24 protein-coding genes and 1 tRNA gene are annotated in these 21,529 nt (G+C 64.2%); 7 read left to right on the top strand and 18 right to left on the bottom strand.

What is annotated here, in order from left to right; all coding sequences use genetic code 11:
• Positions 1 to 47 precede the first annotated feature (47 nt).
• From QUG01_RS03720 to QUG01_RS03685, 8 genes are read right to left on the bottom strand one after another with little or no spacing between them, the layout of a single operon-like run.
• Entirely contained in the window at positions 48 to 1,319 is a 1,272-nt protein-coding gene (locus QUG01_RS03720) for a DASH family cryptochrome (protein ID WP_500828945.1), read from the bottom strand.
• Complete coding sequence (locus QUG01_RS03715) at positions 1,316 to 1,474, bottom strand: DUF2256 domain-containing protein (protein WP_500828944.1); 159 nt, start codon at positions 1,472 to 1,474, stop codon at positions 1,316 to 1,318. The genes QUG01_RS03720 and QUG01_RS03715 overlap by 4 nt, the downstream gene beginning before the upstream one ends.
• Positions 1,471 to 1,908 carry a nuclear transport factor 2 family protein gene (locus QUG01_RS03710; RefSeq protein WP_500828943.1) on the bottom strand — a complete coding sequence of 146 codons (438 nt, stop codon included), beginning with the start codon at positions 1,906 to 1,908 and terminating at the stop codon, positions 1,471 to 1,473. Before QUG01_RS03710 ends, QUG01_RS03715 begins: the two co-directional genes overlap by 4 nt.
• Positions 1,908 to 2,684: an SDR family NAD(P)-dependent oxidoreductase gene (locus QUG01_RS03705; RefSeq protein ID WP_500828942.1), complete on the bottom strand. Its 777-nt coding sequence runs from the start codon at positions 2,682 to 2,684 to the stop codon at positions 1,908 to 1,910. Before QUG01_RS03705 ends, QUG01_RS03710 begins: the two co-directional genes overlap by 1 nt.
• On the bottom strand, positions 2,681 to 3,214 hold the full coding sequence (locus tag QUG01_RS03700; RefSeq protein WP_500828941.1) for a DUF3833 domain-containing protein: 534 nt from the start codon (positions 3,212 to 3,214) through the stop codon (positions 2,681 to 2,683). The genes QUG01_RS03705 and QUG01_RS03700 overlap by 4 nt, the downstream gene beginning before the upstream one ends.
• A 3-nt stretch (positions 3,215 to 3,217) precedes the next feature.
• Positions 3,218 to 4,420 (bottom strand): class I SAM-dependent methyltransferase, encoded by a 1,203-nt coding sequence (locus QUG01_RS03695; RefSeq protein WP_500828940.1) that lies wholly within the window; start codon positions 4,418 to 4,420, stop codon positions 3,218 to 3,220.
• The gene (locus QUG01_RS03690) at positions 4,417 to 5,193 is read right to left on the bottom strand and encodes a DUF1365 domain-containing protein (RefSeq protein ID WP_500828939.1); all 777 of its coding nucleotides are present in this window, start codon (positions 5,191 to 5,193) and stop codon (positions 4,417 to 4,419) included. Before QUG01_RS03690 ends, QUG01_RS03695 begins: the two co-directional genes overlap by 4 nt.
• A 1-nt stretch (position 5,194) precedes the next feature.
• Positions 5,195 to 6,472 carry an NAD(P)/FAD-dependent oxidoreductase gene (locus tag QUG01_RS03685; protein WP_500828938.1) on the bottom strand — a complete coding sequence of 426 codons (1,278 nt, stop codon included), beginning with the start codon at positions 6,470 to 6,472 and terminating at the stop codon, positions 5,195 to 5,197.
• A gap of 120 nt (positions 6,473 to 6,592) precedes the next feature.
• On the opposite strand from QUG01_RS03685, the gene QUG01_RS03680 reads away from it, so the two are divergent.
• From QUG01_RS03680 to QUG01_RS03670, 3 genes are all read left to right on the top strand, one after another.
• On the top strand, positions 6,593 to 7,213 hold the full coding sequence (locus tag QUG01_RS03680; RefSeq protein ID WP_500828937.1) for a TetR/AcrR family transcriptional regulator: 621 nt from the start codon (positions 6,593 to 6,595) through the stop codon (positions 7,211 to 7,213).
• A gap of 53 nt (positions 7,214 to 7,266) precedes the next feature.
• Complete coding sequence (locus tag QUG01_RS03675; protein WP_500828936.1) at positions 7,267 to 7,773, top strand: DinB family protein; 507 nt, start codon at positions 7,267 to 7,269, stop codon at positions 7,771 to 7,773.
• A 211-nt stretch (positions 7,774 to 7,984) separates the two neighbouring features.
• Positions 7,985 to 9,919, top strand: a complete 1,935-nt coding sequence (locus tag QUG01_RS03670) for a methyl-accepting chemotaxis protein (protein ID WP_500828935.1) — start codon at positions 7,985 to 7,987, stop codon at positions 9,917 to 9,919.
• Between the two features lie 348 nt (positions 9,920 to 10,267).
• Here QUG01_RS03670 and QUG01_RS03665 read toward each other — a convergent pair whose 3' ends face one another.
• The gene (locus QUG01_RS03665) at positions 10,268 to 10,897 is read right to left on the bottom strand and encodes an NAD(P)-dependent oxidoreductase (RefSeq protein WP_500828934.1); all 630 of its coding nucleotides are present in this window, start codon (positions 10,895 to 10,897) and stop codon (positions 10,268 to 10,270) included.
• 134 nt (positions 10,898 to 11,031) lie between these two features.
• Here QUG01_RS03665 and QUG01_RS03660 point away from each other — a divergent pair, with 134 nt between their 5' ends.
• A complete protein-coding gene (locus tag QUG01_RS03660) occupies positions 11,032 to 11,949 on the top strand; it encodes a LysR family transcriptional regulator (protein WP_500828933.1) in 918 nt (305 codons plus the stop codon).
• On the opposite strand, the gene QUG01_RS03655 is transcribed toward QUG01_RS03660, so the two are convergent.
• Positions 11,910 to 12,857, bottom strand: a complete 948-nt coding sequence (locus tag QUG01_RS03655; RefSeq protein WP_500828932.1) for a LysR family transcriptional regulator — start codon at positions 12,855 to 12,857, stop codon at positions 11,910 to 11,912. The two genes, QUG01_RS03660 and QUG01_RS03655, sit on opposite strands and share 40 nt — an antisense overlap.
• A gap of 331 nt (positions 12,858 to 13,188) precedes the next feature.
• Between QUG01_RS03655 and QUG01_RS03650 the strand changes: the two genes are divergently transcribed.
• A tRNA-Tyr gene (locus tag QUG01_RS03650) sits at positions 13,189 to 13,273 on the top strand.
• Positions 13,274 to 13,366: 93 nt separating this feature from the next.
• Positions 13,367 to 14,386, top strand: a complete 1,020-nt coding sequence (locus tag QUG01_RS03645; protein WP_500828931.1) for a nucleoid-associated protein — start codon at positions 13,367 to 13,369, stop codon at positions 14,384 to 14,386.
• A gap of 175 nt (positions 14,387 to 14,561) precedes the next feature.
• Here the strand turns inward: QUG01_RS03645 and QUG01_RS03640 are convergent, their stop codons facing one another.
• From QUG01_RS03640 to QUG01_RS03620, 5 genes are all read right to left on the bottom strand, one after another.
• Positions 14,562 to 15,023, bottom strand: a complete 462-nt coding sequence (locus QUG01_RS03640) for a hypothetical protein (RefSeq protein ID WP_106075768.1) — start codon at positions 15,021 to 15,023, stop codon at positions 14,562 to 14,564.
• Complete coding sequence (locus QUG01_RS03635) at positions 15,020 to 15,772, bottom strand: hypothetical protein (RefSeq protein WP_500828930.1); 753 nt, start codon at positions 15,770 to 15,772, stop codon at positions 15,020 to 15,022. The genes QUG01_RS03640 and QUG01_RS03635 overlap by 4 nt, the downstream gene beginning before the upstream one ends.
• A 145-nt stretch (positions 15,773 to 15,917) precedes the next feature.
• Entirely contained in the window at positions 15,918 to 16,163 is a 246-nt protein-coding gene (locus tag QUG01_RS03630) for a DUF6868 family protein (protein WP_500828929.1), read from the bottom strand.
• A gap of 85 nt (positions 16,164 to 16,248) precedes the next feature.
• The gene (locus QUG01_RS03625) at positions 16,249 to 17,148 is read right to left on the bottom strand and encodes a 4-deoxy-4-formamido-L-arabinose-phosphoundecaprenol deformylase (protein ID WP_500828928.1); all 900 of its coding nucleotides are present in this window, start codon (positions 17,146 to 17,148) and stop codon (positions 16,249 to 16,251) included.
• 66 nt (positions 17,149 to 17,214) lie between these two features.
• Positions 17,215 to 17,625 carry a GrpB family protein gene (locus tag QUG01_RS03620; protein ID WP_500828927.1) on the bottom strand — a complete coding sequence of 137 codons (411 nt, stop codon included), beginning with the start codon at positions 17,623 to 17,625 and terminating at the stop codon, positions 17,215 to 17,217.
• 255 nt (positions 17,626 to 17,880) lie between these two features.
• On the opposite strand from QUG01_RS03620, the gene QUG01_RS03615 reads away from it, so the two are divergent.
• Positions 17,881 to 18,423, top strand: a complete 543-nt coding sequence (locus QUG01_RS03615; RefSeq protein ID WP_500828926.1) for an NYN domain-containing protein — start codon at positions 17,881 to 17,883, stop codon at positions 18,421 to 18,423.
• Between the two features lie 151 nt (positions 18,424 to 18,574).
• On the opposite strand, the gene QUG01_RS03610 is transcribed toward QUG01_RS03615, so the two are convergent.
• The 3 genes from QUG01_RS03610 to QUG01_RS03600 are packed head-to-tail and all read right to left on the bottom strand — an operon-like array spanning position 18,575 to position 21,525.
• Entirely contained in the window at positions 18,575 to 19,618 is a 1,044-nt protein-coding gene (locus QUG01_RS03610) for a bifunctional UDP-4-keto-pentose/UDP-xylose synthase (RefSeq protein WP_500828925.1), read from the bottom strand.
• A 42-nt stretch (positions 19,619 to 19,660) separates the two neighbouring features.
• Positions 19,661 to 20,578, bottom strand: coding sequence for a formyltransferase (locus QUG01_RS03605; protein WP_500828924.1), 918 nt, complete (start codon positions 20,576 to 20,578; stop codon positions 19,661 to 19,663).
• A complete protein-coding gene (locus QUG01_RS03600; protein WP_500828923.1) occupies positions 20,575 to 21,525 on the bottom strand; it encodes a glycosyltransferase in 951 nt (316 codons plus the stop codon). Before QUG01_RS03600 ends, QUG01_RS03605 begins: the two co-directional genes overlap by 4 nt.
• Positions 21,526 to 21,529 lie beyond the last annotated feature (4 nt).

Raw genomic sequence — 21,529 nt, 5'->3', positions numbered from 1 at the left:
TCGGTCTTGAGTTTGGCGCGGGGGCGGCTTGTGCCGTCTGCGCGCGCTCATGCGGTGCCCCACAGCGCGCGGTAGCGGCCTTGGGCATCGTGTTCCGCCGCCTGACGCTCGGGATTGAAGCGGCGGCCGCCGCGCGGATCGGTGCCGCGGCCGGCGATGTACAGCCAGTTGCCCTGGTTGCTGTATGCGTCGTAATCGATCAGCTGCGATTCAAACCAGGCCGCGCCGGCGCGCCAGTCGCCGCCGCACTCGTAAATCAGATAGCTGGCGGCCACCTGGCGCAAGCGATTGGACAGATAGCCGCTGGCGCTCAGCTCGCGCATGGCCGCGTCCACCAGGCTCTGGCCGGTTTCGCCTTTTCGCCAGCGCTGGAACGCCGCCGCATCATGCGCGGGCGGCGGCAGGGCCGACAGGCCGGCGGCGTGATAGAGCCGCGCGCCATGCCGCAGGTGGAGGAAGCGGAAGTCATCGCGCCACAGCAGCTCTAAGCCTATCCAGCCGCTGCCTTCGCTGGCGCCATGCCGGGCTTCGAACGCTTTCAGCATCTGCCAGACCCGGCGCGGCGACAGCGCGCCGCTGGCCAGCCATGGAGACAACTTGCTGGAAAAGTCGACGCCGTACAGCCGGTCGCGCGTCGCCTTGTAGCGATGCGGCAGCCCGCGCGCCAGGTATTGCTGGAAATGGGCGCGCGCCGCCGCTTCGCCGCCATGGCATGCCGGCAGATGGTAGGGGAAGGACGAGCGCGGTTCGATGGCCGCCGGCGTGCGGGCAGGCGGTTCGCGCGGCGTCCAGCCGGCCGGCAGGGGCGGCAAGGCGGCTGGAGCGTCTTGCGGCGGCAGGGGCTGAGGTCCGGCTTGCTCCAGCGCGCGGCGGAAGGCGGTGAACACCGGCGGCAACCGTTCGATGGCAAACGGCAGCTGCTCCGGCAGGTACAGGCTGGACTGCCAGATTTCGCACACCTGCAGGCCGGCTTGGCGCAGCGCCAACACTTCGGCCTCTTCTTCCGGCGCGGCGATGCGCTCGCATACCACGCGATCGGCGCCGACCTCGCGCGCCAGCGCCGGCAAGACGATCTCCGGCAGGCCTTGCAATTCGCACAGCGCGCTGCCGCGGTGGCTCAAGGCCGCGCGCAGGCTATCCAGGGCCTGGCCGATGAAGGCGGCGCGGTGGCGGCCCAGACGCGGAAAGTCCCAGCCGCTGTCGCGGGCGGGCCGGTGGCAATACACCGGCAGCAAGGCGGCGGAGCCGCAGGCGGCCAGCAAGGCCGGGTTGTCGTCCAGCCGCAAGTCCTGGCGCAGCCAGTACAGCGTCGCGCTCATGGCTGGCCTGCCCGCTGGCGGCGGCAGCGTTCGGAACAGTATTTGACTGCGTTCCAATCGCGCTGCCATTTCTTGCGCCAAACCATGGTTTTGCCGCAGGCGGCGCAGCGCTTGGCCGGCAGCGCGGCCTTATTGCCGCGGAAAGCCGGCTTCATGCCGGCACCCGCAATTTCTTGCGCATCCAGGCGACGGGCAGTCCCAGTAGCGGAATCTTCTCGAACAGCTCTTCCGCCGCGTCCCAGTAGTCGCGGTGCAGCATCACCTTGCCGTCGGCGTCGAAGCGCAGATGGCTGCCGCCATGGATATTGACGCGGCGGCCGGCATAGGCAAAGTCGAAATCCCAGGTGATGAAGGCCTGATCGCCATCGCGCAGCGCGTGCAGCACGGTGAAGCGCGGCTCGTCCACGGTCTTGAACATGTGGCGGAACACCGCTTCGATGGCGACGACGCCGCGCACATCGTTGAACGGGTCTTTGAAGCGGGCCTCGTCCGCGTAATAGCGGCTAATCTCGCCCAGGCTGTCCGGCGTCAAGGTCTGGAACCAGTCCAGCAACGCCTGCCAGGCGTCGGGAGAAGGGATGCGTTTCATCAGCGTGCCAACCTCGTCAACAAGGGTAGCCGCAGCCAGTACGGCAGCAGCTGCAATAGCTTCAGCCACAGGGTGAAGCGCCAGGGAAAATGGATTTCGAAACGGCCGCGCGCCAGGCCGCGCATGATGTTGCCGGCGGCGGCGCGCGGCGTCAGCAAGCCGGGCATGGCGAAGTCGTTCTTGGCGGTCAGCGGCGTGGCGACGAAGCCGGGATTGACCAGATATACCGCCAAGCCCAGGGGCTTGAGTTCGGCGTACAGGATTTCCGCCAGGTTGATCAGGGCCGCCTTGCCCGGCCCGTACACCACCGCGCCCGGCAGGCCCACATAGCCGGCCACGCTGGCGATCAGCGCCACGCCGCCGCGGCCTTGCCGTGCCATCGTCGGCAGCACCACTTCCAGGCCGAGGTAGACGCCGAGCAGATTGGTGTCGAGCAGGCGGCGGGTTTCCTCGGCATGCAGGTCCAGGCTGGTCTGCGGCCGGTAGTCGGCGGCGCAGAACACCACCAGGTCCGGCAGCGCGGCGTCGGCTTCCAGCCGCGCCCAGGCCGAGCGCCACGAAGCGGGGTCGGTCACCTCCAGCGTTTCCACCCGCGCGCCGGGGCGGCCGTCGGCCACGGCATGCATGGGCGCGGCGCGGCGCGCCGACAGGATCACGTCCGCGCCGGCGTCCAGCAGTTCCGCCGCCAGGGCGGCGCCGATGCCGCTGGACGCGCCTATCACCCACACCCGGCGCGCTCGCCAGTCCGGTATCGCCGGGTTCAGGCGCAGTTTCATGGCGCAGACTCCGGTTTGCGGAAAAACAGGGTGACTTCGCCGAGCGGGAAGCCGAACTTGCTCATGGTGGCGCGGTTGAGCAGGCTGTTGTCGTCCTGCAGGAACATCCAGTCGTCAAACTGGACGTCGTATTCCTTGCCGTCCACCGGCAGCCGCAAGGTATAGCGCCAGCGCAGCGCATTGCCTGCCGCTTCGCCCTGCGCCTCGCCCACCACGTCGGCGGCCTGGCCGCGCCAACGGCCGCCGCCCAGCGGCTGCAAGTGCCAGACGCGCTGCTGCCGCGTGCCGTCGCTGTACTGGAAACGCTCGTTCAGCACCACCTCGTCGCCGCGGCGTTCGCCGTCCATCGCCACGGTAAAGCGTTTGATCAGGCGGCCCTGGCGGTCCTGGAACATGCCCCAGGCCTCGGTCTTGCCGAGGAAAAACCGGCCCGGGTCCAGCAGCGGGCGGTTGGCGGCGTAATCGCTGACAGCAGGGCCGGCGCAACCGGCCAGCAAGGCGACCATGGCGAGCAGAGGCGGGCGGCGCATGATTCAGCTCCTTTGCAGCAAGAATTGCGACACGCCGATGCGGCCTTCGTCGAAACCGGCCTCGCAGTAGCACAGATACAGCCGCCACAGGCGGATGAAGGCCTCGTCGAAGCCCTGGGCGCGCACCTCCGGCAGCCGCGCTTCGAAGGCGGACCGCCAGCGGCGCAGCGTCTCGGCGTAGTCGGGGCCGAAGTCCAGACGGTTGCGGCAGGCCAGGCCGCGCTGTTCCGCCGAGCGCTGGAAGCGTTCGCGGCTGGGCAGCATGCCGCCGGGAAAGATATAGGCCTGGATGAAATCGGCTTCGGCGCGGTAACGCTCAAATCGCGCTTCTTCGATGGTGATGCTTTGCACCAGGGCGCGGCCGCCGGGCTTCAGGCAGCGGCGCAGGGTGTCGAAATAGCCGTCCCAGTAGCGCTCGCCCACCGCCTCGAACATCTCGATCGACACGATGGCGTCGTACTGGCCGCGCAGGTCGCGGTAGTCCAGCCATTCCAGCCGCGCCAGCGGCTCCTGGGCCAGCCGGGCTTGGGCGAAGTCCAGCTGCGCCTTGGAGAGGGTGATGCCATGCACGGCCGCGCCGCGCCGCGTCGCATGCTCGGCGAAACCGCCCCAGCCGCAGCCGATTTCCAGCACGCGCATGCCGGGCTTCAGTTGCAGTTCGTCGCAGATGCGCTGGTATTTGGCGGCCTGGGCGTCGGCCAGCGAGCGGCGGTAATCGCCGTCGAACCAGGCGCTGGAGTAGGTCCAGCTCGGGTCCAGCCACAGCCGGTAGAAATCATTGCCGATATCGTAGTGGGCATGGATGTTGCGGCGGCTGCCGCGCCGGCTGTTGCCGCGCAGCGCATGGCGCAGCCGGTGCCACAGCCGGCTGGCCAGCCGGCCGAGCGCCCCCAGCTGCAGCGCGTCCTCGTTGCGCAGCGCCAGCCGCAGCAGGGCGGTCAGGTCCGGGCTGTCCAGCCAGCCGTCGCGGTAGGCTTCGGCAAAGCCGATATCGTCGCCCTGCAGGATGCGGGCGCAGGCGCGCCAGTCAACCAGGATCAGGCTGGCATCGGCCGGCTGCTTGGGTTGGCCGAACCATAATTCCTCTCCATCCGGCGTGGTCAGTCGCAGGCTGCCGTGACGCAGCCTGGCCAACAGCGACAGCAGCACGCGGCCGGCGGCGGGGAGGTCGGGACGGGATTGAGCGAGGGGTTGGCTGGCGCTCATGGGGCGGTCTCCTGGCCGCGGCTGAGCGTCGCGGCGGGGGGATGGGGTTTGCGGAAAAACGGCACGCGCTTGAGCCACAGCCGCAGCGCCTGCCAATGTATGCGTGCGACGACTCCCAGCGTCAGCAGCGGCTGCCGCAGCAGCGCGCGCAGGGCGCGGCCGGAGGTCAGCGCGGCCATGCTGCCGGATACCGCGGTATGGAGCAGCGCGCCGGCCTCGTCGTGATAGTCGATGCGCACCAGGGCATGGCCGGCTCGTTCGACGAAACGGAAGCGGTAATGGCCTTCGACGCGGCAAAACGGCGAGACGTGCAGCAGCTTGCGGCAGACCAGCTGGCTGGCGGGCTGGATGGCGCCGCCGCGCTCGGCGCTGAGCAGATAAGCATGATGTTCGCCGAAGGTATTGTTTACTTCGGCCAGCACCGCGCGCAGCTCGCCTGCCGCGTCGTGGCAGTACCAGAAGCTGACCGGGTTGAACACGTGGCCGAATACGCGCGGGAAAGTCTGCAGCCACACTTCGCCATCGGCCGGCAGGCCGGCCTCCGCCAGCCGGGCGCGTATCCACGGCAGCAGCGGGCTGCCGTCGCGCGGGCCGTAGTCGGCGGTGCGCAGCATCAAGGGCCGCCAGCGGTCGACGCCGAAACAGAGGCTGGACAGCCGCTCCAGCGCCGACAGCTTCAGCCGCAGGCAGAACACCGGGTAGACAAAGCGGTTGCGCGCCGGGCGCAGCCTATGGTGCATGACCTGTCCGGTGATCAGATAGGCGTCGGCCATGTCAGATCCTCGCCCAGTCCGGCGCCAGGCCAAAGTCCGCCGCCACCCGCAGCGCCGACTTCAGCCCGTCTTCGTGAAAGCCGTAGCCGGTCCAGGCGCCGGCGAACCAGCAGGCGTGGCGGCCCTGGATGCCGCGCAGGCCGCGCTGCGCGGCGATGGCGTTGTCGTCCAGCAGGGGGTGCTGGTAGGCGAAACGGCCCAGCACCTTGTCCGCCGCCGGTTGCCGCGGCGGGTTCAGAGTGACGATGACCGGCGTGTCCAGCGGCAGCGGCTGCAGGCGGTTCAGCAGATAGCTGACGCCCACGGCCTGGCCGTCGTCGTGGCTGTCGCCGATGAAATTCCAGGCGGCCCAGGCGCGATGGCGGCGCGGCAGCAGCGTGTCGTCCCAATGCAGCACGGCCTCGTTGGGCTGGTAGCGCACGGCCTGCAGCACCGCGCGCTCGCGCTCGTCGGCGTCCACTAGCAAGCGCAGCGTCTGCGGGGCATGGGTGGCGAACACCACCGCGTCGAAGGTTTCCTCGCTGGCTTGGGTCAAGACGCGGGCTTGGCCGTCCACCCGGCTGACGCGCAGCACCGGGGTGCCCAGACGGATGTCGTCGAGGCCGGCGGCGATCTTGTCCACATATTGCCGCGCGCCGCCCGGCACCGTGCGCCATGGCGGGCGGTTGCGGATCTGCAGCAGGCCGTGGTTCAGGCAAAAGCGCAGAAAGGTTTCCGCCGGGAAGGCCAGGATGTCGCGGCAGGGGCTGGACCAGATGGCGGCCGCCATCGGCAGCAGGTAGTGATCGCGGAAGCGGCGTCCGTAGCCGCCGGCGTCCAGCAGCTCGCCCAGCGTCAACGGCGATTGCACCGCGCGCGCCAGATTGCGCTCGGCCTCGCGGTTGAAACGCAGGATGTCGCCCAACATGCCCCAGAAGCCGGCGGACAGCAGATTGCCGCGCTGCGCGAACACGGTGTCCAGATTGCTGCCGGCCCATTCCAGCCTGCCGTGGTCCAGCGACACGCTGAACGACATTTCGGTGGGATGGCTGGGGATGTCCAGCTCCCGGAACAGCGCGATCAGATTGGGGTAGGTGCGCTCGTTGTACACCAGGAAGCCGGTATCGACGGCGAAGCGCAGGCCGTCCACCTCCGCATCGACGGTATGGGTGTGGCCGCCGAGATAGTCGTTGGCTTCAAACAGGGTCACCAAATGGCGGCGCGCCAGAAAATGCGCGGAGGCCAAGCCCGAAATGCCGCTGCCGATGACGGCGATGCGTTGTCGCTGCTGTGTGTTCACCGTGGATCCTGTATGGAAAAAGCGGGTGCAAGCCTTGCTTGGCAGCCTGGGTCGGCTGCTTTATATTCAGAATATAACTGGTAAGAAAAAAATGCTACTACTTAGTAAAAGGTGTTACTGATGGGTATTCTCGGCAGGCTCAGCTTCAAGGATCAGGCATTCAAGCTGAGAGAACAGGCGGTGCTGGACGCCACCACCCGCATGCTGGCCAGCAAGGGCTTCGACTTGATGACCATGGACGACGTGGCGGGCGAGGCCGGCATCTCCAAGCCCAGCCTGTACAAGCATTTCAAGTCCAAGGACGAGCTGGCCACCGAGGTGATGATCCGCCTGCTGGACGATGCCCAGGCCTACCTCGCCGCGCAGGACGCCGCGCTGAGCCCGTTGGGCCGGCTGCGCGATTTGCTGGCCTGGGCGCTGCGGGTGCGCCTGTCCGGCGGCCTGCCCTTTTTGCCGTCCACCAGCCCGCAGGTGCGCGGCATGCTGACGCGCAGCCTGCGTTATGTCAGCCGCGCCATCAAGCTGCATAAAACTTTGCAGGGCATCGTGGAGCAGGCGAAACAGGCCGGCGAGCTGCGCGCCGAACTGCCCGCCGACGTGATTCTGTACAGCTACTACGCCCGCACCTGCGATCCGGCGGTGGAATACCTGCGGGTCTACGGCAAATACGCGGACGAGGAGATTATTCGGCACATGCTGGCGGTTTGTTTTGAAGGGATGGCCGATAGGGCAGGGGGATGAGCTTGAAATGACATGTGAGACAATGGCGGTTTCATTCCGACCGGACGCTCTCGATGGATACCGCGCTGTTTCGCTCGCTGTTTCGCTGCAAATCCTGGGCCGATGAAGAGCTGTACGCGATGGTGGCGACGCTTGACGCGGCGGCTCACCCAGAGAAGCGCCATACCGCCATCCGCATCCTCAACCATATCCACGTGGTGGACCGCATCTTCCGCGGCAATCTGAGCGGCCAGCCGCATGGCTACGCCGCCACCAATACCCCGGACACGCCGGAACTGACCGAGCTGCTGGCCGCGGTGCGTGAAACCGACGCCTGGTATGTGGAATACTCCTGCTCGCTGAGCGCGGACGAACTGGCCGAGGCCATAGGCTTCACCTTCACCGATGGCGGCCACGGCCGGATGAGCCGGGCCGAGATGCTGCTGCAGGTGATCACCCACGGCGGCTACCACCGCGGCGCGGTGGGGCGTCTCCTGGCCGATTGCGGCATCCAGCCGCCGCGCGACATCTACACCCGTTACCTGCACGACAGCGAGCCGGCGCGCCGTCAGCCGAGTTGAATCCGCTGCGGGTGTGGTAATTACTCCACATCAAGATATCTCTCGCAAAATATTCATCTTGCGCTTGTACAGCCTTGTTACAATTGCCGCCGATATTCCGTCGGTATGGGTTCAAGGCGGATTCGATGAGTGAATCTGCTGCGGTATCGTCGTTTCGCCCGGCAAGTGGGTTGGCCGGGCTTTCCCTTTTTTATTTCAGGAAGCCAGCAAGATGTTCAAGAACTGGTCGGTCAAACAGAAAATTCTGGTCAGCGTGGCGCTGATCCTGCTTGTTTCGCTGGCGATCGCCGGCGTGGTGTCCACCCGCATGTTCAAGACCGCGTTGACCGAGCGGCTGGAGCAGCACGAACTGAAGGCGACGGTGGAAGCCATCCGCAACGAACTGGACGCGTCCATCTCGCTGCCCTTGAGCCAGACCCGCCAGATGGCGGCCAACACCTATCTCTTGGACTGGACCGCCGCCGGCGAGCCGGAATCCGGCGTGGCCGCCTGGCAGCATTACGCCAAGGCGCTGATGCAGACCTCCGGCGCGTCCATCATCTCCTGGACCTCCGAGGCGACCCTGAACATCTACATCGATCACGGCACGGTCAAGGCGGACCCCAAGGGCAACGACAAGTGGCTGGCCGACTTCCTGGCTTCCGGCCGCGAGAGCCAGTTCACGCTGGGGTCGGAAACCGGCAAGCAGCAGGTGATGATGTTCGTCAACGTGCTGGCCAACAAGGACAAGCCGGGCCATCGCGCCGTGGCCGCCCTGGGCTTCGACGTGACGCAGATGGCTGAGCGCGTGCGCAAGATGGCTGTGGGCGAGCATGGCCAGGTCTATGTGGTGGACGCCGGCGGCCAAGTGCGCCTGCACCGCGATCCGGCGCTGATGCAGAATAAAACCCTGCTGCCCGGCCTGCCGGGCATGGCTGGGGTGGCGCCGCAATTGCTGAATAAATCCGGCTTCAATCTGGCGCATTTCAATGGCCCGGGCGGCCCCACCATCGTCGCCTCCAGCTATATGCCCAGCGCCGACTGGTTCGTGGTGGTGGAAATGGACGCGGACGAAGTCTACGGCGCAGTGACGCGCACCATTGCCTGGGTGGTGGGCGTGGATGCCGTGGTGCTGGCGTTGTCGCTGCTGTTGATCTGGTGGGTGTCCGGCTTCATCAGCCGCCCGCTGGTGGAGCTGCGCAATGCTATGCGCTCGCTGAGCTCCGGCCACGGCGATCTGACCCTGCGCCTGCCGGTGCAGAGCGGTGATGAAACCGGCCAAGTGGCCGAAGCTTTCAACCGCTTCATGGAGCAACTGCGCGCCATGTTCCTGCAGGTGCGCGAGCAAAGTGCGCAGCTGCACCGCAGCGCCGGCGAGTTGACGCGCATGACGCAAAGCCTGTCCGAGGGCTCGCGCTACAACGCCGACCTCAGCGAAACCACCGCCGCCACCATCGAACAGCTGTCGGTCAGCGTCAGCCACATTGCCGGCAACTGCCACGGCACGGCCGAGGCGGTGGAACAGGCCGGCGCGCTGTCCTCGCAAAGCGCGGAGGCGGTGGGCAAGGTCAGTGTGGAAATCGGCTCCGTCGCCGCCTCCATGGACGAGGTGAAAGCGGTGATGGAAGAGCTGGAGCGCCGCTCCACCGAAGTGGGCAGCATCGCCGGCGTGATCAAGGACATCGCCGACCAGACCAATCTGTTGGCGCTGAACGCGGCGATCGAGGCCGCCCGCGCCGGCGAGCAGGGCCGCGGCTTCGCCGTGGTGGCCGATGAAGTGCGCAAGCTGGCCGAGCGCACCAGCCAGGCCACGGTGGAAATCGACGAAATGGTGGATGGCATGCAGCAAGGCTCCGGCCAGGCCCGCGAACGCGTGGCGCGGACTTACGGCGCGGTGCAAGGCGGCGTGCAGCTGGCCGAGGAAGCGCAGCGCCAGATCGCGGAGATCCAGTCCAGCATGCAGCTGGTGGTGCGCCAAGCGGCGGAAATCCGCGACGCGGCCAGCGAGCAGTCCAAGGCTACCGAGGACATGGCGCGCACGGCGGAGCAGATGTCCAGCCAAGCTACTCAGTCCGACGCCGAAATCACCCGCGCCGGCCAAGTGGTGGCCGATCTGGAAAAACTGTCGCAATCGCTGGAGCAGGTGGTGGGGCGGTTCAAGCTTTAACCGCCTGCACACAATGTTTTGCGGGGAACAGTGCGTTTGCAATGCGCCCAGTCCCTTCAAGCCTGCCGCTGGGTGGCAGGCCCGAGGTTTTAAGCGGCTGCCTGTTTGAGCCCCGCGACGTTAGCGCGGGGCGAGTTCAGCCGCGCCTCGGGCATGACGGGACCCGGCGGGAAGCCGCAGGCCAGGCTTGCAGGGTGGCCTTTAGGGGTGGAGGGGATATTTGGCCACACAAATATCCCCTCCCTGCATGCCGGGCAGCCCCGGCATTGAAAATCATCATCCACGAAGCGGATTCGAACATAAAGCCGCTACGGCAAACCGTAGCGGCTTTTTCATGACCGGGATAAATCAGTAACCCACGGTGAAGCGGCTGCGCGGATGCTCGCCTTTTTCCAGCTCGTCTATCATGGCCACGGCGTAATCTTCCACCGAGATGCGGCTGTTGCCTTCGGCATCGACCAAGAGCTGGTCTTGGCCCAGGCGGAACTGGCCGGTGCGCGCGCCCGGCTCCAGCATCGCCGACGGGCTCAGCAGCGTCCAGTTCAGTTCGGTTTCGGCGCGCAGCAGGTTCAGCGCTTCGCGCGCGCCCAGCGCCGAGGCCTTCCATTGCTCCGGAAATTCCGGGGTATCCACCAGCTGCACGCCGGGGGCCACTTCCAGGCTGCCGGCGCCGCCGACCACCAACAGGCGCGGGGCCTTGGCTGCGGCGATGATGGCGCGCACGCCCTTGACGTAGTAGTCGAACTGCTCTGCCTGGGCGTGGCCGCTGAAGGCGCTGATCACGGCGTCGAAGCCTTTCAGCTGCTCGGCCAGCGCGGCGCTGTCCTGCACATCGGTTTTCACGGCGGCGAGCTTGGCTTGCGCTGCGATGCGTTCCGGGCGCGATACCAACGCGGTGACGTGGTGGCCGCGGGACAGGGCTTCCTTCAACAGGGCGGAACCGACATAGCCGCTGGCGCCGATCAGTGCGATTTTCATGGTGATACTCCTTGATGGGAAATCTGGTTGAGGCGCCGCGTCGCAGCGCTGATGGAGTGCATCATGCGCTTTTGAATTGATTCGATAAACGGCTGAAACCATAATTGATTGTTATTGAAAAATTGACAGTTGATATGGCGAGAGGCGTAGGGGGCAATCTGGAAGGGCTGCGAATCTTCGTGGCGGTGGCAGAGGCCGGCGGCTTCACCGCCGCCGCGGAGCGGCTGGGCATGACCAAGGCCAGTGTTAGCCTGCAGGTGGGCCGGCTGGAGGCGCAGCTGGGCGCGACGCTGTTCACCCGCACCACGCGGCGGGTGAAGCTGACCGAGGCTGGCCAGACCTTGTATCTTGACGCCCAGCCGGCCTTGGCGGCCTTGCGCGATGCGCTGCTGCAGGCCGGCCACGGCGCGGTGGAGTTGTCCGGCGTGTTGCGGCTGACGGCCCCGGTCAGCCATATGGCGGAATCGGTCGCGCCGGCGGCCACCCAGTTCATCCGCCAGCATCCCAAGCTGCAGCTGGAGCTGCACGCCAGCGACCATATGGTGGATCTGGTGGCCGCCGGGATGGACTTGGCGATCCGGCTGGGCACTTTGCGCGATTCCTCGCTGCGGGCGCTGAAACTGGGGGAGTTCGCCCAATTGGCGGTGGCCTCGCCGGCTTACCTGAAGGCGCGCGGCACGCCGGTGCGGCCGGAGGAACTGGCCGATCACGACTGGGTGGCGTTGACGCTATTGAAAACACCGCTGAGCTGGCCGTTCAGCGGGCCGGCGGGCGAGGAGGCGACAGTCAGGACGCGGGCGCGCATCAAGGTGGACTCCGCGGCCTCGCTGCGCACGCTGCTGCTGGCCGGGGCCGGCGTGTCGGTGCTGGATTCATTCAGCGTGCAGGACGACATCCGCCAGGGGCGGCTGGTCCATCTGCTGCCGCAGTGGACGCTGCCCAAGGGCGGCGTCTACGCGGTGTTTCCGCCGGGCCGCCACGCGCCGGCGGCGGCGCGCGCCTTCGTCGAGTTCTACCGCGTATTGCTGGCGCGGCCGTCGCTGTCCGGCTGAGCCCGGTTGTCCGGCAGCGCCGCGGCCACCCGCGGCAGTACGAAGTCGATGAAGGTCTGGTACTTGCGCGATAGCGGCGTGCGGAAAGGATGGACCAGATAGATGGGCCAGTAGTCGCAATGCCAGTCCGGCAAGACCCGAACCAGCTCGCCGCTTTGCAGGTGGCGCGCTACCGCGTAGTCGGCCAATAGCGTGATGCCATGGCCGGTCAGCGCCAGGTCGGCGCGCAGCGGGTAGTCGTTCAGATACAGTTGCGCGCCCACCGGCTGGCGCAGCAGCTGCTCGCCCTTTTTCAGCAACAGGCCATCGCGTTGTTCCGATTCCATCACCAGCAAGCGATGCGCGGCCAGGTCCGATGGCTGGCGGATGGCTGGATGGCGCGCCAGATAGGCCGGCGACGCGTACAGGTTTTCGCTGGCGTAGCCGGCCAGCCGCGCCACCAGGCTTTCATCATGCACGGTGTGCGAGCGCGCCGAGCGCAGGCAGAAGTCCAGCACATCGGCCACCGGGTCCTGCAGGCGGTTGTTGACCTGCAGCGACAGCTGCAATTCCGGATACAGGGCCGCCATCTCGCTCAATGCCGGTCCCAGCACGTATTGTGCCAGCGATGAAGTGGTGCTGATGGTCAGTGGCCCGGCCAGGTCGCTCTGGGTCTGGTCCACCGCCATCCGCGCCTGCGCCATGGTTTCCCGCAGCCGCGCCGCGTGCGGCCGCAGCCGCTCTCCGGCCTCGGTCAGCGCCACCTTGCGCGTGCTGCGCAGCGCCAGCACCGCGCCCAATTCACGCTCCAAATCCTTGACGCGTGAGCTGACCAGGCTCTTGTGGCAGTCCAGCAAATCGGCCGCGGCGGTGAAACTGCCGGCGCGCGCCAGCGCGTCGAAGGCCAGCAGATTGTCGGGCGAGGGCATTGTTTTCATATCAGGACAATTGGTCCGGGATTGCGCGTTTATCTGGCACATTGTAGCGACTATTCTGGCATGCATCCTCAACCTGACATGAAAGGCGAGGCGCCAGATGCGCTACCTCTACCGCTTGTACCCGTGGCTGTTTCAACGCGAAATCGCCCAGCGCTGCCGCTTCAGCCGGCGGCGTCATTGGGAGATGGAGGCGCGGCGGATTTTCCTATGAGGCGCATGACGCTTAGTGATGAATCGCCAGACACTCCAAGTGATGAAGAATCATTGCTCATGCCGTGAATGGTTGACAGCTGTATTACAAGCCTATAAGATGCGCCGCTCTGGAGGGATTCCCGAGCGGTCAAAGGGATCAGACTGTAAATCTGACGGCTCTGCCTTCGAAGGTTCGAATCCTTCTCCCTCCACCAGATTCAGCAAAAAGCCAGGCCTCGCGCCTGGCTTTTTTGCGTTTTCAGCGGCGCGGCGGGCATAATCGCCGGCATTGTCTAGCGGAGTGGGAAATGAGCATGATCATTGCGGAATCGCGGGTGGAATCCATGGTAGTGCATCGGGTGGGCAACCCGACGCGCGGCGAGCCGCTGCAGCTGTCCGAACGCACCACGCTGGTGGATGAGGCGGTGTCCGGCATGCTGCTGGACGGCTATCTGAAGGGCATCGTGTCCGATCGCAAGAAGCACCAGTTCGTCCACGAGACCGATCTGAACCTCAACGAGATCTATCACTACAGCCGCCAGTTTTTCCGCGGCGAGATCGATTTTCTGGAAGTCTCGCAGCGCATCGCCAAGCATTTGTACGGCCGCTCGCAGCACCCCAATATCAGCGCCGGCGACTTGCTGGTGATCCAGTTTGCCGGCCTCACCGACGGCGAACGCGAGGTGCGGGCGCTGGGGGTGTTCAAGTCCGAGATCCGCGACGACTTCCTCACCATCATCGAAGGCGGCGGCGTGTTCGACATCAGCCACGCTTCCGGCATCAACCCGCGGCTGATAGACAAGGGCGCGCTGATCCTGGAGCACGGTCCTACCGTTTATGCGGTGGACCGCTTGAGCCGCGAGGCCAAGTTTTGGCTGGACGATTTCCTCAAGGCGCTACGCGTGCCGGACAAGGCGTCCAGCAGCAAGATGCTGGCCAGCGTGGTGGAGCAGCTGTCGAGCGAAATCGAAGACCCGATGCAGCAGGCGCGCTTCAAGGACGAGCTGCTGACCCTGGTGGAAAGCCAGCCGGAGGAGGTGCAGGCCAAGGCGCTGACCGCCGCCGCCGAGCGCTTTGTGCCGCGCGAACAGGTGGAGGAGGCGCTGGGCAGCGCGGCGGAATCCTACGGCTTTGAGCTGGACGACGAGGCGCGGCTGCCGGCCAAGGGCGTGGCCAAGCAGCTGGAGAAGACGCTGTCGCGCTACGGCGTGGGTCACGGCATCAGCGTGCTGTTGCCGTCCGGCATCACCTTGAAGAACATCCAGTCGCAGAACGATGGCGAAGGTGGGCTGACGCTGACGCTGTTCTTGAACAAGCGCGATCTGTAAATCCGGCTAGGTTCAAAACAAAACGGCGACGGTCGCAAGGCCGTCGCCGTTTGTGTTTTCTGAATCCCGCTTAGAGCCGCTAACCAAACCTCGTTAGAGAACCTGAGCCAACGCGCTGACGCAGGCAGTACTGAGAGGATGGCAAGGAGGCGCTGTGTAGGATCAGGGATTTTGCTTAGCGCATGGTGAACTCGACCGACCATTCCAGCGTGGCCGGATTGTAATAGGTGATTTCGGCGTTGCAGAAGGCGCCGCCGCTGCCGGTGGCCGTCTTGTTCCATTGCGGCACTTTCGGAATGACGCCGTTATTTAAGAGGCCGCCCGGCTTGGGCGCGTTGACGAAGGTGGTACGGAATTCGCATTGACGGATGCCGTCGGTGTAGCGGACGAAGGCATAGTTGACGTCGGGGCTGAGTGGGCTGCTGACAAGATAGGTGTCGCTGGAGTTGGCCTTGACCAATTTACCGGGCTTGGGTGCGGCATTGGCATAGGTTTCGTTCTCATTTTTGCCGATTGGCTGGTAGCTGACATCCCTTTGGCTTTGATTTTTGAATGTGATGGTAACGGCAGGGCCTGCCAGTATGCTAGTTGAGACGATCGACAGCGCGAGTGCAGTCAGAAGGTGCTTGCGTTTCATATTGGTTTTGCTTGCGGGTTAGAAATAGAGCCTTTGTCTAACTGGCGAATGGGCAACCAGATTGCGTCCTCTCGATCGTGATCCACGATCTCAGGTTCTAGTCTGATTCGATTTTTCAACTGTTCGACGTAATCTGATGGATAACGCGCCTGTTCTAATACCGGCAGGTTCTGATAATGGCGCAATACTTCCTCGAAGAATCCACGCCGGGTGCCAGAGCTTTCATATTCTGCACGGGCGGCTTGTACTGCTTGGCGTCGCCAGGCTTGTTCCAGATCGCTGGCGGCATAGTCTGCGGCGCGCCGTTCATTGACAGTAAAACGTCCGCTGTCGTCATTGACGATGGCGGTTAATTGTTCTCGGCTTAAACCCGAGAAGGGATTGGGTACGTTTTCTTTGCCGCCTTGGCGTGCATGAAGGAAGGCGGTTGCAGATGCTGCCAATTGCAGTCGCGCGGGGTCATCGCTTTGCGGTGTTTGCCTGTCGTATTCGTTTTGGCGAGCGTGGTAAGAGGGTCCGCTGATCTGGTTCATCGCCTGGTCTGCTAGGCTTCTTTGCTCCGAGGGAGGCATGCTGCTTACTCGGGTTTCCATCAATTGGGTGCTGTCTGCTAGCAATCGTGCAAGCGGCGAAATCTGCGTTTCCACGCTGCCGGGGATAGCGGCGCTTCCCGTGGTGACCGGCTTGGCCGCGTCTGAGCGCGGGCTTGTTGCGACAGGGGAGGACGATGAGCTGATTGCATTGAGCATGGGCTGCCTCCATTTGGCTGATTGGCAAGCTAAAAGCATAATTAATTAAAAATACATAATCAATGTAAATATTTGTGGGGTGTGAAAGGCGTATTGACCCAAGCGCGTGGTCTTGACTCGTCAGTGCTTGCGGGGGAGGTGGGCTTTAGCGTGATGCCAGCCACAGCGCCAGCAGCGGCGCCAGGTTGAACACCAGAACCAGTATCTTATAGAGGCCGATGCCGCCGTAGTTCAGCAGATCGAAGGCCGGTTCGGACAAGCGGAACCAGCGGCTGTGAAGCCGGTACAGCCAGCCGTGGAAGCAATGAAAAACGCCAAACCAGAGGATCAGGATGGCGTAATGAAAGGCCAGGTTGAGCAGCAGCAGGCGTTCGATTTGGCTGATGTCCATGGCGGCGCTCCTGAGGCGTGGGATGCTCTCAGAATAGACTGGTAGGGCGGGCAAGCCGGAAGGCCTTGCCCGCGTCACGCTTGGATTACGCCTGCAGCGCCAGCGTGCCGCTGCGGCCGGGGATTTCGCCCATGATGACGCGGCCTTTGGGCAGCGCGGCGGCATCCAGGCTGTGGAACAGATCGACGCAGCTGACCAGTTCGTAGCCCTGGCGCGTCCAGCCGGCGAGCAGGCGGTCGAAGGTGTCCATCAGCCGCATGCCTTCCAGCTCGGCGTGCAGCGTGTAGACATGGCCGCTGGCCGGGGCGGTTTCGGTCAGTTGCAGCAGGTGTTCATGCACGTTGTCGTTGCTCAGGCCGTCCAGGCCGATCAGTTCGTCCAGCGTCGGCAGCGTGGTGGGCAGTTGCGGCACGCCCAGCGGCTGGCCGGCGGCGTCCACCGGCTGGAAGGCATGCGTGCCGCGGCCGTCGGACGCGTAGAGCATGCCCAGCTCTTTCTGGTACGCCAGCGCGGCGTCGTTGATCTGCCAGCCGGCTGCGCCGTGGGTGCGGGCATTCTCGCCGAAGATCTCGCAGAAGCGGTCGGCGGCCTTTTTCATTTCGGCGCGGGTCCAGGCCGCGTCTTTGCCGGCCACGTAGTCCTGCCACTTGATGTGGTCCCAGCAGTGGATGCCTACTTCGAAGCCCGCGTCGCGGACCGAGCGCAGCAAGCCCGCCTCGCGCTTGCCGATGTCCGGACCCGGCAGCACGGTGCCGTACAGCAGGGTGCGGATGCCATAGTGCTCCACCACCGAGGTGCGCGACACCTTGGACAGGAAGCCGGGACGGAACACCCTCTTGATGGCGCGGCCGGTGTGGTCCGGGCCCAGGCTGAACAAAAAGGTGGCGCCGGCCTGGTGGCGCTTGAGCATGTCCATCAGCCGCGGCACGCCCTCGCGGGTGCCGCGCCAGGTGTCGACGTCTATTTTCAGTGCGAGTTTTTTCATGGTGTCATCGTAGGGCGGAAGCCCGGCCATGCCGGGCGTTCCGCCAAGCTCCAGTTGGCGGCCAGTTTACCGCTTTGCCGCCGCCAGCGCTGCTTGAATGAAGCCGCTTTTGGCTTCGGTGTAGCCAGCGCGGTCGTCGCCGTATTGCTCGGCCAATTGTTGCTTCTGCGCGGCGTAGCGCTCTCGTAACGTGGAATCGGCGCGCAGCGCGTCGCGGAACAGCAGCTTGTCCCGCCAAAAATCCGAGTCCAGAGCCACGGCATGCAGATGGATTTGGCGCGGCGGATGGGCGGGCTGGGTGAAGTAATGTCGGTCCGGCATGAGCGCTGCCATCTGCGGCTGGTGATGAAAACCCGCTGCGGCCAGCGCCGGGAAATACGGTTCAAGGTCGTTTAAATCCGGCAAGCCCAACATGATGTCGATGATGGGTTTAGCGGCGAGGCCCGGCACCGAGGTGCTGCCGATGTGTTCTATCACAACTTGATCGGCCAGCTAGGGCGGGGGCAATAGCGCTATGGTCATCGTGGGGCGGTTCATTATATGTGCAAATCATAGACTTGCACATGATATGCGTACTGCGTTCATTTATTAAAAATATTAGCTAAGATGCTTATATGGTTTTGTAGTTGAGTGCCTGGCCCTCTCTAATGAGTGCCGAAGTAATCAAGATCAATTGCGTCTAGATCGAAGTTTGGTCGGTCGACTGCCATTGCGGAAACGACGAGAGAGAAAATGGCTGATTACATCTACATCGACAATTCTAACTTCTACATTGAGGGGCGGCGCGTCAGCGCGGTGCAGCAGCGGCTAGCTACCAATATCAACGAGGCGATGCGTGACGGCATTCTTGACCATGGATACACCATCAGCTTTGGTAAGTTGCACGAGTTCTTGACGGGAGGGGATCTCACAAAGATCAAGCGTGCCGCTCTGTATGGCTCTCGTCCACCGCCCAATGACTCAATCTGGAAATCCGCTGAGCGGGCTGGTTTCGAACTCCACCTAGAAGACCGCAATGTAGCCAACAAAGAAAAGAAGATCGACACGGGTATCGCCACACTTCTGACGAAGGACGCCTATAAGCACGGCAAGCCTGAGGAGGATCTGTTCGTTCTTGTCGCCGGCGATAAGGACTATGTCCCGACGCTTAATGAGCTACGTGCAGATGGGTATCAGGTCGAGGTCGTTTTCTGGAGTCATGCGGCCAAGGAGTTGAAAGACGCCGCTACACGGTTTATTTCTCTCGACCAACACCTTGAACATTTGCGATTTTGATGTAACGCAGCATCGTAGCGATTCATTCACCCCTACTCGGACCGCGCTGGCTCGTGGTTCTTGGATGTGGCCTGCAGCCAACCCGTACTATGGGTATGGCATGCGGCGGAACGCCCGGCAGAGCCGGGCTTCCGCCCCACGGCTTGGGGGATTACACCGACAGGTCGCGGCTGGCGGCCACTTGGTCGCGGTAGTAGTCGTAGATGCCGCGCAAGGCGTCGGCCATGGTCACGCTCGGCTTCCAGTCCAGATCGGCCATGGTGTTGCTGATCTTGGGCACGCGGTTTTGCACATCCTGATAGCCCTTGCCGTAATACTGGCCGGAGGTGGTTTCTTCCACTTTGACCTTGTCGGCGTTCAGCTGGTATTCCGGGTAGACGCGGGCCAGATCCAGCATCATCTGCGCCAGTTCGCGGATGGAGTAGTTGTTGGCCGGGTTGCCGATATTGTAGATCTGGCCGCTGGCTTTGCCATCCTTGTTCTCGATGATTTTCATCAGCGCGCTGATGCCGTCGTCGACATAGGTGAAGGCGCGTTTCTGATTGCCGCCATCCACCAATTTGATGGTTTCGCCGCGCACGATGTGGCCCAGGAACTGGGTGATCACGCGGCTGGAGCCTTCCTTCGGCGTGTTGATGTTGTCCAGGCCGCCACCGATCCAGTTGAACGGGCGGAACAGGGTGTAGTTCAGGCCTTCTTCCATGGCGTAGGCGTGGATCACGCGGTCCATCAGCTGCTTGGAGCAGGCGTAGATCCAGCGCGGCTTGTTGATCGGGCCGTAGATCAGCTGCGAGTTTTCCGGGTCGAACTCGGCGTCCTGGCTCATGCCGTAGACTTCCGAAGTGGACGGGAATACCAGGTGCTTCTTGTACTTCACGCACTGGCGGACGATGGGCAGGTTGGCCTCGAAGTCCAGCTCGAACACGCGCAGCGGGTTATTCACATACGTGGACGGCGTGGCGATGGCCACCAGCGGCAGCACCACATCGCACTTCTTGACGTGGTATTCGATCCACTCCTTATTGATGGTGATGTCGCCTTCGAAGAAGTGGAAGCGCGGATGGTCCTTCCACTCGGCCACGCGGTCGGCATGCATGTCCATGCCGTAGATTTCCCAGTCGGTGGTTTCGATGATGCGTTTGGTCAGGTGGTGGCCGATGAAACCGTTCACGCCCAGGATCAGTACTTTTTTCATTGGATGTCCTCACTCGCCCATAGGCGGAATAATCGAATTCTTTTACAGCGTCAGCGCGTCGGTTCCAACGCGGCCGGCGAAGTTGTCGGCAGTCAGCGGCAGGCCTTCCAGCTCCGCTTCCAGCACCGTCAGGCGGCCGCCGTCGGCCGCGCGCAGCCACAAACGGCCGGCTTCCAGATACAACTCGGCGGCGGCGGCCGGCGTGGTTTGACCGGCTGGCAAGGTCTTCCACAATAGCAGGCGGCCGGCGGCGGTGTCGGCGAAAGCGCCTGGAAACGGCCGGGTCAGCGCGCGCACGAAGTTGTGCAGCGTGCTGGCCGCAGCTTTGCCATCAATTTTGCCATCCTCTGGCTTGCGCCCGCCAAAATAGCCGCCCAGGCTTAAATCCTGCTGGATATGCGGCGCGCTGCCGGCGATCAGGCCGGGCAGGCTGCGCCACAGCACCATTTCCGCCGCCAGCGTCACCTTGGCGAACACTTCGTCGGCGCTGTCGTCCGGCAGGATGGGCACCGCCATCTGATCGACGATGGGGCCGTTGTCCGGCTTGACGTTCATCTGGTGCAAGGTGGCGCCGGTTTCGGTCTCGCCATGGATGATGGCCCAGTTGATCGGCACCCGGCCGCGGTACTTGGGCAGCAGCGAACCGTGCATATTGTACGCGCCGCGACGGGCGGCTTCCAACAGCGGCGCTTTCAGCATGTGGCGGTAATAGAAGGAGAACAGGAAATCCGCCTGGCAGGCTTGGACCTGTTCTACTACCTCCGGCGTATTCGGGTCATCCGGCGTGATCACCGGGATGCCGTAGTCGCGGGCGGCCTGGGCCACGCTGCCAAACCAGATGTTCTCGTTCGGGTTGTCCTGGTGGGTGACGACCAGCGCGACCTCGACGCCGCGGCCGATCAGCGCTTTCAGGCAGCGCACGCCGACGTTGTGGTAGGCGAAGACGACGGCGCGGCTCATGCCTGCTCTCCCTTTTGTTCCAGCACCGCCTGGATCACATAGCGCGGGCGCGAGCGGACCTCTTGATAGATGCGGCCGATGTATTCGCCCAAGAGGCCGATGCCGAACAGCGCGATGCCGATCAGGAAGAAGGCGATGGCGAACAGCGTGAACACGCCGCCCACTTCCGGCCCCAGGATCAGCCGGCGCAGCAGCAGGTAGACCACCAGCAGACCCGAGCCGGCGGATACCGCCATGCCCAGCAGCGAGAACCATTGCAGCGGCACGATGGAGAAGCCGGTCATCAGATCGAAGTTCAGCCGGATCAGGCTGTACAGCGAGTACTTGGATTCGCCGGCGAAGCGCTCCTCGTGGCCGACGGTCACTTCGGTCGGGTTCTGCGCAAACTGGTAGGCCAGCGCCGGAATGAAGGTGTGCAGCTCATTGCATTGATTGATGGTGTCGATGATGCGGCGGCTGTAGGCGCGCATCATGCAGCCCTGGTCGGTCATCTTGATGCGGGTCAGCTTCTCGCGCAGCCGGTTCATGGCGCGGCTGGCCACGTGGCGCCACAGGCTGTCGTTGCGCTGGCGGCGGATGGAGCCGACGTAGTCGTGGCCCTTGTCCATTTCCGCCAGCAGCAGGCCGATGTCTTCCGGCGGATTCTGCAGATCGGCGTCCAGCGTCACCACGCGTTCGCCGCGGCTGTGCTCGAAGCCGGCCAGAATGGCGCGGTGCTGACCGAAGTTGCCGTTGAACAGCACCACGCGGGTGACGTCCGGCCGCAGGGCGAACTGGTCGGCCAGCATGGCGGCGCTTTTGTCGCGGCTGCCGTCGTTGACGAACACGATCTCGTAGCGCAGGTTCAGCGCATCGAGCGCGGGGTACAGGCGGTCGAACAGCGCCGGCAGCACGTCCTGTTCGTTGTAGACCGGGATGACGACGGAAAGGTTGATGGCGGTATTCATGAGT

It is taken from the genome of Chromobacterium sp. CCUG 76385 (assembly GCF_059916625.1).
The sequence above is the reverse complement of the archived record's forward strand: the minus strand, read 5'-3'. Positions and strand labels throughout refer to the sequence as shown.

Bases quoted from the DNA above. Each gene is read 5' to 3' on its own strand.
- QUG01_RS03720 (WP_500828945.1), bottom strand. From the start codon at position 1,319: ATGAGCGCGACGCTGTACTGGCTGCGCCAGGACTTGCGGCTGGACGAC.
- QUG01_RS03715 (WP_500828944.1), bottom strand. From the start codon at position 1,474: ATGAAGCCGGCTTTCCGCGGCAATAAGGCCGCGCTGCCGGCCAAGCGC.
- QUG01_RS03710 (WP_500828943.1), bottom strand. From the start codon at position 1,908: ATGAAACGCATCCCTTCTCCCGACGCCTGGCAGGCGTTGCTGGACTGG.
- QUG01_RS03705 (WP_500828942.1), bottom strand. From the start codon at position 2,684: ATGAAACTGCGCCTGAACCCGGCGATACCGGACTGGCGAGCGCGCCGG.
- QUG01_RS03700 (WP_500828941.1), bottom strand. From the start codon at position 3,214: ATGCGCCGCCCGCCTCTGCTCGCCATGGTCGCCTTGCTGGCCGGTTGC.
- QUG01_RS03695 (WP_500828940.1), bottom strand. From the start codon at position 4,420: ATGAGCGCCAGCCAACCCCTCGCTCAATCCCGTCCCGACCTCCCCGCC.
- QUG01_RS03690 (WP_500828939.1), bottom strand. From the start codon at position 5,193: ATGGCCGACGCCTATCTGATCACCGGACAGGTCATGCACCATAGGCTG.
- QUG01_RS03680 (WP_500828937.1), top strand. From the start codon at position 6,593: ATGGGTATTCTCGGCAGGCTCAGCTTCAAGGATCAGGCATTCAAGCTG.
- QUG01_RS03675 (WP_500828936.1), top strand. From the start codon at position 7,267: ATGGATACCGCGCTGTTTCGCTCGCTGTTTCGCTGCAAATCCTGGGCC.
- QUG01_RS03670 (WP_500828935.1), top strand. From the start codon at position 7,985: ATGTTCAAGAACTGGTCGGTCAAACAGAAAATTCTGGTCAGCGTGGCG.
- QUG01_RS03665 (WP_500828934.1), bottom strand. From the start codon at position 10,897: ATGAAAATCGCACTGATCGGCGCCAGCGGCTATGTCGGTTCCGCCCTG.
- QUG01_RS03660 (WP_500828933.1), top strand. From the start codon at position 11,032: ATGGCGAGAGGCGTAGGGGGCAATCTGGAAGGGCTGCGAATCTTCGTG.
- QUG01_RS03655 (WP_500828932.1), bottom strand. From the start codon at position 12,857: ATGCCCTCGCCCGACAATCTGCTGGCCTTCGACGCGCTGGCGCGCGCC.
- QUG01_RS03645 (WP_500828931.1), top strand. From the start codon at position 13,367: ATGAGCATGATCATTGCGGAATCGCGGGTGGAATCCATGGTAGTGCAT.
- QUG01_RS03640 (WP_106075768.1), bottom strand. From the start codon at position 15,023: ATGAAACGCAAGCACCTTCTGACTGCACTCGCGCTGTCGATCGTCTCA.
- QUG01_RS03635 (WP_500828930.1), bottom strand. From the start codon at position 15,772: ATGCTCAATGCAATCAGCTCATCGTCCTCCCCTGTCGCAACAAGCCCG.
- QUG01_RS03630 (WP_500828929.1), bottom strand. From the start codon at position 16,163: ATGGACATCAGCCAAATCGAACGCCTGCTGCTGCTCAACCTGGCCTTT.
- QUG01_RS03625 (WP_500828928.1), bottom strand. From the start codon at position 17,148: ATGAAAAAACTCGCACTGAAAATAGACGTCGACACCTGGCGCGGCACC.
- QUG01_RS03615 (WP_500828926.1), top strand. From the start codon at position 17,881: ATGGCTGATTACATCTACATCGACAATTCTAACTTCTACATTGAGGGG.
- QUG01_RS03610 (WP_500828925.1), bottom strand. From the start codon at position 19,618: ATGAAAAAAGTACTGATCCTGGGCGTGAACGGTTTCATCGGCCACCAC.
- QUG01_RS03605 (WP_500828924.1), bottom strand. From the start codon at position 20,578: ATGAGCCGCGCCGTCGTCTTCGCCTACCACAACGTCGGCGTGCGCTGC.
- QUG01_RS03600 (WP_500828923.1), bottom strand. From the start codon at position 21,525: ATGAATACCGCCATCAACCTTTCCGTCGTCATCCCGGTCTACAACGAA.